This is a genomic window from Pseudomonas sp. B6001, from assembly GCF_013386015.1.
Taxonomy (GTDB): domain Bacteria; phylum Pseudomonadota; class Gammaproteobacteria; order Pseudomonadales; family Pseudomonadaceae; genus Aquipseudomonas.
On the sequence record NZ_JACAOX010000022.1, the window covers coordinates 1 to 10244 of the forward strand.

9 protein-coding genes are annotated in these 10244 nt (G+C 63.1%); 7 read left to right on the plus strand and 2 right to left on the minus strand.

What is annotated here, in order from left to right; all coding sequences use genetic code 11:
* Positions 1-48: 48 nt before the first annotated feature.
* Together HX821_RS24305 and HX821_RS24310 are read right to left on the minus strand one after the other, a co-directional pair.
* Entirely contained in the window at positions 49-501 is a 453-nt protein-coding gene (locus HX821_RS24305) for a winged helix-turn-helix domain-containing protein (RefSeq protein ID WP_177023013.1), read from the minus strand.
* A gap of 72 nt (positions 502-573) precedes the next feature.
* A complete protein-coding gene (locus HX821_RS24310) occupies positions 574-3792 on the minus strand; it encodes a type III effector HrpK domain-containing protein (RefSeq protein ID WP_177036583.1) in 3219 nt (1072 codons plus the stop codon).
* Between the two features lie 563 nt (positions 3793-4355).
* Between HX821_RS24310 and HX821_RS24315 the strand changes: the two genes are divergently transcribed.
* The 7 genes from HX821_RS24315 to HX821_RS24345 all read left to right on the plus strand — a co-directional run bounded on the left by HX821_RS24315 (position 4356) and on the right by HX821_RS24345 (position 10053).
* Complete coding sequence (locus HX821_RS24315; RefSeq protein ID WP_003207273.1) at positions 4356-4517, plus strand: hypothetical protein; 162 nt, start codon at positions 4356-4358, stop codon at positions 4515-4517.
* 115 nt (positions 4518-4632) lie between these two features.
* Positions 4633-5526, plus strand: coding sequence for an FHA domain-containing protein (locus tag HX821_RS24320; protein WP_102606208.1), 894 nt, complete (start codon positions 4633-4635; stop codon positions 5524-5526).
* Between the two features lie 28 nt (positions 5527-5554).
* Entirely contained in the window at positions 5555-5911 is a 357-nt protein-coding gene (locus HX821_RS24325; RefSeq protein WP_177036585.1) for a hypothetical protein, read from the plus strand.
* Positions 5911-6246 (plus strand): lipopolysaccharide assembly protein LapB, encoded by a 336-nt coding sequence (locus tag HX821_RS24330; RefSeq protein WP_177036587.1) that lies wholly within the window; start codon positions 5911-5913, stop codon positions 6244-6246. Before HX821_RS24325 ends, HX821_RS24330 begins: the two co-directional genes overlap by 1 nt.
* On the plus strand, positions 6243-8381 hold the full coding sequence (gene sctV / locus HX821_RS24335) for a type III secretion system export apparatus subunit SctV (RefSeq protein ID WP_008433174.1): 2139 nt from the start codon (positions 6243-6245) through the stop codon (positions 8379-8381). The genes HX821_RS24330 and sctV overlap by 4 nt, the downstream gene beginning before the upstream one ends.
* A complete protein-coding gene (locus HX821_RS24340; RefSeq protein WP_008433173.1) occupies positions 8378-9658 on the plus strand; it encodes a type II and III secretion system protein family protein in 1281 nt (426 codons plus the stop codon). The genes sctV and HX821_RS24340 overlap by 4 nt, the downstream gene beginning before the upstream one ends.
* Positions 9659-9672: 14 nt before the next feature.
* A complete protein-coding gene (locus HX821_RS24345) occupies positions 9673-10053 on the plus strand; it encodes a hypothetical protein (RefSeq protein WP_003207261.1) in 381 nt (126 codons plus the stop codon).
* The last annotated feature ends 191 nt before the right edge of the window (positions 10054-10244 follow it).

Sequence of the window (10244 nt, forward strand, 5' to 3'; positions counted from 1 at the left end):
AAGCCATCACCCAAATAATGGATATGCCCCCGATCCAAATCCCCCCCCTCAACTGTTAAGCCTCTCCTGCCGCACGCCGTGCATCGGCCTCACCTCATCCCCCAAACAACGCCGACAACTATAAACCCCCAACACCACCGGCTTTTTCTGCGCCCCACGCTCAACCCAGGTCGGCGCAACAAACCGATACCCCTGGCCCGTCGCCGTCGCGATATACACCGAATCATCATCCCCCAACGCCCGGCGGATCGCCTTGATCTGCGCCCGCAGGTTGCACTCTTCCACCACCAACCGTGGCCAGGCGATGTCCAGCAATTGGGTCTTCTCCAACAGCTCACCAGGCCGCGAAGCGAGGGCAATCAGCAACGTCAGGGCCCGACTGCCCAGGCTCACCGGCTCACCGTTTTTCAGCAGCAGATGACGTCGGGGCAGCAGTTGATAAGGGCCAAAGTGGATTTCAATAGCGCTGTCTTCAAGGTGGCCGCGGTGTGAATACGTCATGTGATTAACCTTTGTGCATGTTCAAAAACACAACCCCGCGCGGCTCCCTTCGCGCAAGGCTGCAAGGGAAGGTCAGGTGTTGATCGCCGGGATCGGGTCTTCAGGATAATCACCCGGCTCCGTAGGCCCGCCAGTCAAGCCGTATTGCTTGAGCACCGGCGCAAGCTGGCCATAGAACGCGTCCTGCGCCTTGCCATGGGCATCAGCCAGGGCGAAGGGCAGGAACGCGCTGCCGATCCCGCCAAGGATCGCCGTTGCCCCGCCGAGGATCCCGCTGATGGTCCCGGCCACCGCGCCGATTTCCGTGGCCCCGTACAACCCTGCCCCGGCTTCCACCAACCCGGCCACCGCCGCACCCGTACCCAGCACGCCGGTGGCCACCGAGAAACTGCCGCTCAGGTAGTCGCCTTTTTTCAACGAGTCGACACCGCCAATCACCCCGATCACACCGCCGATAATCCCGCCCGCCGAACCGATGATCTTGCCGGCCGCGCCGAGGTTGGCGATTTGCTGCGGGCTCAGCGGGCCCTTGCCCACCGGTACCTTGCCGGGGAAATCACCAATGGTGCCGCCATCCGGGCGGTTGACCCAGGTGATACCGTAACCCGCTTCCTTGGCGTATTTGGTGCCGCCCTCCATCAACAGCCCGGCAAATTGCAGCCCGGCGGATACCCGGTTCGCGTCCGCCACCGGCGTGTTGCTGCCGCTGGCCGAACGGGCCATCAGCACGCCGCTCATCAACACCGCACTGCCGATGTGCAGCAGGCCTTGCTTGAATGCCGGGCTGACGTCGCCGAACTTCATGCCTTCGATGGCCTTGGGCAGTGCGTCGGCGATCTTGTTGCCCTGGCGCCCGATGTCCCATACCGAACGCAGCATCGACACCACTTGCGCCGGGTCGATCTTGCCGCCATCCGAGGTGACGAACATCTCTGGGTCTTTTTGCTGGGCGTCGTTGATCGCGGCAGTGACCTTGGCTTCGTCGAAGTTGCCCTTGCCGTCCCCCAGGGTGATGTTCAGGGTGTCGGTGGTGGCGCCGCCGAGCAGGGCGTCGCCAAGGGCTTCGTTGAAATTCACCTGCAAGGTGGCGGCGTCATCCGCCGAGGCCTTGTCGCCGAGGAAGGCCTGGGCCGAGGCCGTGCTGGCGGCGAAGCTGCTGGCCGCCACGGTGGGGTCCATGCCGCCGGCCACCGCGTCGGTAAAGGCCTTGCCGGTCACCAGTTGGTTTTTGTAGTACTGCTGGATGTTGTCGCTTTGCCCGGCCTTGTCGGCGATGCCGGTCAGGTCCACATGGCCGTTGCCCCCCAGCGCCAGGTTGGCGATGGTCGTATCGTTGGCCGCGTTTTGCAGGCCCATGCCCATGTCGATCTGCTTGCCGTTCTGGTCCTTGGCGTTGAGATTGTCGGTGAGGTTTTTGCCGGTCTCGATGTCGTCGGTGTAGTAGTTCTGCATCGCGACTTTCATCGCCGGGTTGCTGTCGACGATGTCGGCCAGTGCCGGGCCGCGATTGTTTTGCAGGAAGCCTTGCACGTCCGGGTCGGCCGAGAGGGTTTCGATGCCGCTTTGCAGCTGTGCCTTGATTTTGTCTTCGTTGGGGTTCAGGCCGTAGTGGGGCGAGGTGTACTTGTCCATCAACCCGGCGTGGGGCACGTAGTCGCTGACCAGCAGGCGGGTTTGTGCATCGGTCAACTGCACCAGCACCGCGGCTTTCTGTTCGCCGCTGTAGTTCTGCGGGTTGGCCAGGATGTCGGCGGTCAGGCCCGAGGTGTCGACGCCGGCGACGGCATCACGAGTGGCGGCCCCGTCGAGGAAGGTCAGGGTGTCGCTGTCGGTTTTCGGCGCCTGTTTTTCCAGCCAGGCGCCGATGTTGTCGCGGGTGCCGATGCCGTCCGACTTGCCGGTGGCGGGGTTGTCGCCGCCGGTTTCCAGGGCGTGGAACATCCCGGGTCTGGACCACATGGCCGCTGCGCCGGTCAGCTCGGTGCTCAGGGCCGAATCGCTGCCCAAGGCTTGCAGGTTGTCGCTGCGCAGCATGCCGTCGTTGCTGCGCTGGTTGGCGTCACCGGGGCGCATCGCCGGACCTGCGCCAGCGGCCAGGCTCTCATTGGCCATCAGGATTGCCGCCGACTTGGCATTCGCCTTGGCCAGGTCACCGGGTTTGCTGCCTAGGAAACTGCCATAGGATTTCGACGCGGCGCCGAGGTCCTTGCCGGCGTTGTCGATGAAATGGTCGACATCGGAATGGGTGATCACATTGTCGGCCTTGCCACGCCCGCCGGTATCCAGCGCGGCCATCAGGCTCGGGCTGCTGGCCACGTACTTGAGTACGGCCTGAGCCTCGGGGGGGAGTGTCGTGGGTGGGTTGGCGAAGTCGATCGGCGCGCCATGCAGGCCCCAGGCGTCCCAGTTTTGCGAGAGCAATTGCGCGGCCGCCTTGGGCCGGTTCAGGTCGAGTTCTTCCTTGGTCGGCGTGCCGCTGGTGTTGCCGGTGATGGTGTCCCAGTCCTTGGCACCCGACACGCCAAACGATGAGGTGTCGATCCAGGACGTGTCCGAGGCGCCCGCCGCGCCGGTGCTGCCGGCATACAGTTTGGCCACCTGGTCGTACAGCGCGGGGGTGATGTCCTGGGACACGATCACCTTGTCGCCCGACGCCGTGTTATAGCGAATCAGGCCCGGGCCGACTTCTTCGGGCGGGCCGATATTCGCTGCCGGGTCCATGGTTTCCGTGGGGCCGGCCAGGCGGTAGCCCTCGGCCTGGCTGGCATTGATCGCAAAGAGCTTGGCCGAGTCGCCGCTGACCTGGGCGAACAGCGCGGGTGTTTCCTTCTGGCTGACCACGATTTTGTCGCCGGCACTGGTCTCGTAGCGGATCAGTCCCGGGCCCAATTCGGTGGTACTGCCGATCGCCTTGTAGTTGCCCAGGCCAGGCGCCACGGTGCTGGCGTCGGCCTCCTTGTAGCCGGCGCCTTTGCTGTCGGCCAGATTCTTCTCAAGGGTCGCGTCGCTTTGCTGTGCGTTGTACTGGTTGACCAATTGCTCAAACAGCCTGGGGTTGTCGATCTGCTTGAGGGTCACCGGTTTGTCGCTGCCCAGCGGGGTGTAGGTGATGCTGTTGTTCACCGGTGCCTGCACGTTCTGGTACGGCAGCGGAATGGACGGCCCGCGGATTTTCGAGGGGTCGAATACCGGCTTGTCGACGGCGGTGAACAGGGCTTTTTCGAACGTGCTCCGGGAGCCATCCGGGCCCTTGTTGTCGGCAGGGTCAAGGCCATTCGGGATCGCAGTCATAGATCACCTGGAAGTTGTTTTATATCAGTCGATATTTAGTGCAAGTGCACTAACTGGGGCGGGCGAAAGTTGCGAAGTGTTATTGGGTTAACCCGCGCCGAGCTATCAAACGCGATGATCAAGTCGGTTTTGTTACAAATGGAAATATCTGCAAAGTTGGGCAAATGGCTATTAGTTAAAAGTGTGAAGTTGTCGTGTTTATTTTCTGGAATTGTTGAGTGATCAACGTTTTTACCCAGGGGTAACGGGCTCGTAAATTGTTCGAGTTGGTTCGTTTTTCAGGTTGTGCCCCCGTAAACATTGGGTCTCGTCGTGTATTGTTTTTTTAACAAAAGTTCCACGCCCGCGCGGCGATGAGATTTTCTCAACGGCATGTTGAGCCGGATTTTTCACAGCACCTGCCATGAACGTTTCACAAGCTTTCACAGCGAAGGCGTTTTGTTCGTGAGTAGTATGGTTCCCATGCAAACCGACGGCTGCATGGCCAACTCACTGTCTGACGCTGGGAGTTTGTTTCGGTTTGCATGCGGCTTAACTTCCCTATCGATGCAAGGAGATTGAACATGGCTACTACTCCACCAGTAAGTGCAGGCGGCGCCGACGACGCTATCGCGAAGATGGAAGCAACTTTCAACATGGCCATCGAGAAGTCGGCCAAGATCACCGAGATCAGCACCGCGAAAAAAGCAGAGCTCGACGCCACCAAACAGCGTCCGCAGAACTGATTCGCCATGCGGGCAGCGCCGGCGCTGCCCGTATACCTGCCTTACCCCGTTGCACCGTTGTTGATCGGCACAGGCGTCGTTGCGGCCTGTGATTCTCAAGGGGGCAAACCCAACCATGACAGCCTTGATTTCCCTGGGCCTGCCCGCCGCGAACGGCGCGCCGACCCTGCTTGTGACCCACGGTTTGCACCAGGGCAGTTCCCTGATGCTCGACCAGCCGGTCTACACCCTTGGCGCCGCCCTGGCGGCCGACCTCCAGCTCAGCGATCCCGGGATTGCCGAGTTGCACCTGCGCCTGCGTTTTGAAGGGGCCCAGGTGGCCGTCGAGGCCCTCGGCGGCGATGTACTGATCACCGGCACTGCCGGCGATATCCGTATTCCCCAAGGCAGCGGCCATCGCGCGCGGCTGCCGCTGCAACTGCGTATCGGCACGGCGGGTGTGAGCCTGGCGCTGCCGGGCAGCCCTGAAAAAATCCCTGCGACGACACGCACGTTAACGCCCTGGATCATCGCCACCGCGTTGCTCTTTGTGTGCGCTGGCGCCCTGGCATTTCGCAACGATCCACCGCAAGCGCAAACCGTAATGCCGGTTGCCGAAACAACCGCAGCCAAGCCTTCCCGTGCCGAGGCCAAGGCCTGGTTCGAAGGGCAATTGCAGGCCGCCCACCTGGACGCCGTGAAGGTCAACGACATCGACGGCCAACTCAACGCCGTCGGCTCCTTTGAGCGCGCGCAAAAGCCTCAATGGGTCGCCCTGCAACAAGCCTTCGACCAGCGTTACGGCCAGCAGATCGTGCTCAACCCGCGGGTCGCCGTGCGTGCAGATGCGGCCCGGCCACGGGTGCGCTTTCAAGCCGTGTGGTTCGGCGCCAACCCCTACGTGATCAATGACAGCGGCAAGCGCCTGTACCCCGGCGCGGCCCTGGCGGACAACTGGGTACTGGAGCGCATCGAGAACAACCAGGTGATCCTCGCCCGTGGCGAAGAACGCTTCACCTTCACCCTATGACGCTGCTTTTTTCAGCTAAGGCCCCGGGATGAAAGTCGAACCCCGTCCGTTGATTCCAAGTGACGTGCGCAGCGCGCCGGTCGAGGCGATCCGCCCGGTCAACTCGCGCCAGGCCACGGCTTTCGAAGCGTTGCTGAAAACCCGCAAGGTCCAGTCCCGCCGCTCCCTGCGCAGTGACCTGGAAGAACTCACCAGCGCCGCCGGCGTCGACTCGCTGCTGTTCGGCAGCGCACGTTCCCTGGAACTGCTGGAACACGTGATGCAGCACCTGTTGCCGAACCTCGACGCCGAGCCGCCGATCAAGGCGCTGGCCCATGACCTGATCAGCGAGGAAATCGAGATGCGCCGCACCCTCGAACAACAACGCTCGGAGGTCCAGGCCTGATGCCCCGGGACAACGACGACGCGGTGCAATTGCTCAAGGGCATTGGCGAGCTGTACCGGCGCAACGGCCAGTCCCAGCGCGCGCTGGTGATGTTGCTGATTGCCGTGAGTGTCGCGCCCGACGATGGCCTGCTGCTGCGCTCGCTGGTGCTGGCGTTCACCGACAGCGGCGACGTCACCCGCGCACTCGCGGCCCTGGATCGGCTGGTCGCGCTGGAGGGTGAGTCTGCCAGCCTGTTGCTGCTGCGTGCCCGGGCGCTGTGGTACGGCGAACGCAAGGACGAAGCGCGCCAGTGCTTCAAACGCTACCTCGCTGCACGGAGAGCCGCGCCATGAACCTGCTCAATCGCCTGAACGGCATCGCGCGCATGGCCGCCCAGCGTACCGACGTGATCATCGTCGCGTTCATGCTGATGGCGATCGTGATGATGATCATCCCGCTGCCTACCTACCTGGTGGACATGCTGATCGGCTTGAACATCGCCCTGAGCATCCTGATCCTGATCGTGGCGTTCTACATCGGCCACTCGGTGGAATTCTCCGCGCTGCCGCCGCTGATCCTGCTCAGCACCCTGTTTCGCCTGTCGCTTTCGATCACCACCACCCGCTTGATTCTGCTGCACGGCGACGCTGGCCATATCGTCAAGGCCTTCGGTGACTTCGTGATTGCCGGCCAGGTGGTGGTGGGCATGGTGGTGTTCCTGATCATCACCGTGGCGCAGTTCGTGGTGATCACCAAAGGCGCCGAGCGGGTCGCGGAAGTGGCGGCGCGCTTCACCCTGGATGCGATGCCCGGCAAACAGATGAGCATCGACAACGACCTGCGCAACGGCGATATCGACCAGGCCGAAGCCCGCCGCCGGCGCTCACGCCTGGAGCGCGAGAGCCAGATGTTCGGCGCGATGGACGGGGCGATGAAGTTCGTCAAGGGCGATGCGATTGCCGGGTTGGTGATCCTCGCGGTCAACCTGCTGGGCGGCATGCTGATCGGCATGATCGAGCGCGACATGGCCTTCGGCGCGGCGGTGCACACCTATTCGCTGCTGACCGTGGGCGACGGTTTGATCGCACAGATCCCGGCGCTGCTTATCTCGGTAGCGGCGGGTACCGTGGTCACGCGGGTCAACAGCGACGGCGAAGCGGGTGACCTCGGCAGCGAGATTCTCAAGCAGTTGGGTGCCAGCTACCGCGCCCTCGGTTTGACCGCATTGATCATGGTCGGCGTCAGCGTGATACCGGGCTTTCCGACCTGGGTGTTCCTCGGGTTGTCGCTGGTGTTCGGTGGTGCGGCCTTCGTGATGTACCGCCGTCATACCCGTGAAAACCAGGTAGAGCCTGAAGCGCTGGTCGAGACCCTGGAACCGGTGGTTGAAGTGCAGGCCGAGCAGGATTATGGCGTGGCCCCCGACACTCGGGTATTGCTGACCCTCGGCAGTGCGTTGGCCCTCAGCGCCCCGCGCCAACTACTGAGCCAACGCATCGAAGCGCTGTGTCACGACATTCGCAGCGACCTCGGCGTCGATATGCCGGTGCCGGGCATTCACATGGACGCCAAGGCCACGCCGGGCAGCTACCGCGTGTCACTGGAAGGCGTACCCGTCAGCGAAGGCGAGATGCCGATCAACTGCCTGCTGTTGCAGGACGATCCGGTGCATGTGCAGTTGCTGGACATCGCCACCCTGCAAGCCGATTCGCCGCTCAACGGCCGTGCCGCGCACTGGATCGAGCGTCAGCACGAAGACGCGTTGCGCAACGCCGGCATCGGTTTCCTGCTGCCGGACGAAGTCCTGCGTGGCGTGCTGGAACGCAGCCTGCGCCGCTATGCCGCGGACTTCCTCGGCATCCAGGAAACCCGCCTGCTGCTCGAACGCACCGAAGCCACCTACGGCGAACTGGTCAAGGAAGCCCTGCGCCTGGTGCCGTTGCAGCGGGTGGCCGAGACCCTGCGCCTGCTGGTGGGCGAGGGCGTGTCGATCCGCAATCAGCGGGCCTTGCTCGAAGCCATGGTGGAGTGGGGCGCCCGGGAAACCGATGCCGGCCGCCTGGCCGAACACCTGCGTGCAGGGTTGGCGCGGCAGATCAGCCATCAGTACGCCGACCGCAATCGGGTGATTGGCGCCCTGGTGCTGGCGCCGGGATTGGAAGACCAGTTGCGTGCATCCCTGCGTCGCCAGGAGCCCAGCCGTGAAGTGATCCCCGAGGAAGTCAACCGCGCGTTGCTCGCCCAACTGCGCCAGGCCTGCGACAAAACCACTGAAGCCAACAGTGCGGTATTGCTGGTGCACCCGGAACTGCGCCGCAGCCTGCGGCGCCTGGTGCTGCGCGGTGAACTGGAGCTGGCGGTGTTGTCGTTTCGCGAACTGGCCACCGAATACAACCTGCAAGCGCTGGTGACCATCAGCCTTACCGATATCTCCAACCGCCGTGCACCTGCCGCGGCTTCTGTCACTTCCCTGGCGTCTGCCTCATGATCCGTTTTTGTCTGTTGTTGCTGACGTTGACCTCGTTTTTCTGCAGTGCCCAGGACATCGCCAACGGTGCCCAGGGGTCTATCAACCTGGCCTCCGGTGAAGGCCGGATCCTGCATTTTGTCGCCCCGGTGGAGTCGGTACTGGTGGCCGAGCCGGGGATTGCCGACCTGCAAGTGGTGTCGCCCGGGGTGATCTATATCTTCGGCAAGGCGCCGGGCAATACCAGCCTGATTGCCCTCGGCAGCGACGGCAAACAGCTTGCCAGCCTGAGCCTGGCGGTCAGCAGCGCGACCCAGGCAGTGACCGCGCCGATGCAGGAATTGCATCCCGGCAATGGCGCGCAGATCAGCGGTGCCGGTAACCGATTGATCGCCAAGGGCACGGTGCGTTCGGTTGGAGAAGCGACGGATTTGAATGCCTTGCTCAACCCACAGGGCCAGGGCTTCCAGAGCGCGGTCAACACCACTGAGTACGCCGGTGCAGCCCAGGTCAACTTGCGTGTGCGCTTCGCTGAAGTGTCCCGCTCGGAACTGCTGCATTACGGGGTTAACTGGAACGCCATGTTCAGCAACGGCACGTTCTCCTTTGGCCTGATCACCGGCGGACCGCTGGCAGCCGCCACCGCCGGTGGCCTGGCGGCGGCGGGCAGCGGCTCGGGCAATACCAATATCGACGGCATGCTCGACGCGTTGCAGGCCAACGGGATCCTGCAAATCCTGGCCGAGCCGAACATCACCGCCATGACCGGGCAAACCGCGAGCTTCCTGGCGGGCGGCGAAGTGGCGATCCCGGTGCCGGTGAATCGGGACCTGGTGGGGATCGAATACAAGTCGTTCGGCGTGTCGCTGCTGTTCAACCCGACGCTGCTGCCCAACGGCCGGATCGCCCTGCAAGTGCGCCCGGAGGTCAGCAGTGTGGTGAGTGGCGGCACGGTGGATTTCGGCAATTTCCATGTGCCGTCGTTCAGCGTGCGCCGCGCCGATACGCGGGTGGAAGTGGGCAGCGGGCAGACGTTTGCGATTGCCGGTTTGTTCCAGCGTGAGAGCAGCCAGGACATCGAGAAGCTGCCGTTGCTGGGGGACTTGCCGATCCTGGGCAACCTGTTTCGCTCCAAGCGTTTTCAGCGCAATGAAACCGAATTGGTGATTTTGATTACGCCGTACCTGGTGGAGCCGGTGCGCAGTCGCACCCTGGCCACGCCGCTGGATGCGCAGCCTGCGACCGCCGCAGCGGCGGGGCCGCGCAGTGGTGGGGCGTTTGGTTTCTACATGAATTGATGAGGGGGCATGGCATGAAAGTTTCGCGTTTGTTGATGTGTTTGCCCCTGTTGGTGGTGGGCTGCAAGACGCATCTGGCGCCGGTGTATTACTCGCCGCAGTATCAGGCGGACGGGGTGCCAAGCCAGTGCCAGCAGCCGCCGGCCAAGGACGAGATTGGACTGGACGAGGATTTCAAGGCGACCTTGCCGCTGGGCTGCGCCAACAATCTGAATTTGATGCAGATGGTGGAGCAGCGCCAGGATTTGAATCAGGGGCGGGCGACGGGGCCTGCGATGGCCGCACCGGTTGGGCGGGCGGCGCAGGTGTATATCGAGGGGTTTGATCGGGAGCAGTTGCAGCGGCGTCAGGCTCAGCAAGAGGCCAAGGCGGGCGCTCCGGGAGCGGAGCAATGAACCTGCGTTCACATGTCCTCTGTGGGAGCTGGCTTGCCTGCGATAGCGGTATTCCAGACCCAGCAGATCCATCTGTAACACCACCATCCAAATGTGGGAGCGGGCTTGCTCGCGAAAGCGGACTGGTAGGCGACCGGGATCTTGAAGCTTACCGCGTACATATCCATTCCTGCGGTAACGGCCACTTAGGG

Excerpts from the sequence above, each read along its gene's own strand:
- HX821_RS24325 (WP_177036585.1), top strand. The coding sequence starts at position 5,555 with ATGAAAGTCGAACCCCGTCCGTTGATTCCAAGTGACGTGCGCAGCGCG.
- HX821_RS24305 (WP_177023013.1), bottom strand. The coding sequence starts at position 501 with ATGACGTATTCACACCGCGGCCACCTTGAAGACAGCGCTATTGAAATC.
- HX821_RS24330 (WP_177036587.1), top strand. The coding sequence starts at position 5,911 with ATGCCCCGGGACAACGACGACGCGGTGCAATTGCTCAAGGGCATTGGC.
- HX821_RS24320 (WP_102606208.1), top strand. The coding sequence starts at position 4,633 with ATGACAGCCTTGATTTCCCTGGGCCTGCCCGCCGCGAACGGCGCGCCG.
- HX821_RS24340 (WP_008433173.1), top strand. The coding sequence starts at position 8,378 with ATGATCCGTTTTTGTCTGTTGTTGCTGACGTTGACCTCGTTTTTCTGC.
- HX821_RS24315 (WP_003207273.1), top strand. The coding sequence starts at position 4,356 with ATGGCTACTACTCCACCAGTAAGTGCAGGCGGCGCCGACGACGCTATC.
- HX821_RS24345 (WP_003207261.1), top strand. The coding sequence starts at position 9,673 with ATGAAAGTTTCGCGTTTGTTGATGTGTTTGCCCCTGTTGGTGGTGGGC.
- HX821_RS24310 (WP_177036583.1), bottom strand. The coding sequence starts at position 3,792 with ATGACTGCGATCCCGAATGGCCTTGACCCTGCCGACAACAAGGGCCCG.
- sctV (WP_008433174.1), top strand. The coding sequence starts at position 6,243 with ATGAACCTGCTCAATCGCCTGAACGGCATCGCGCGCATGGCCGCCCAG.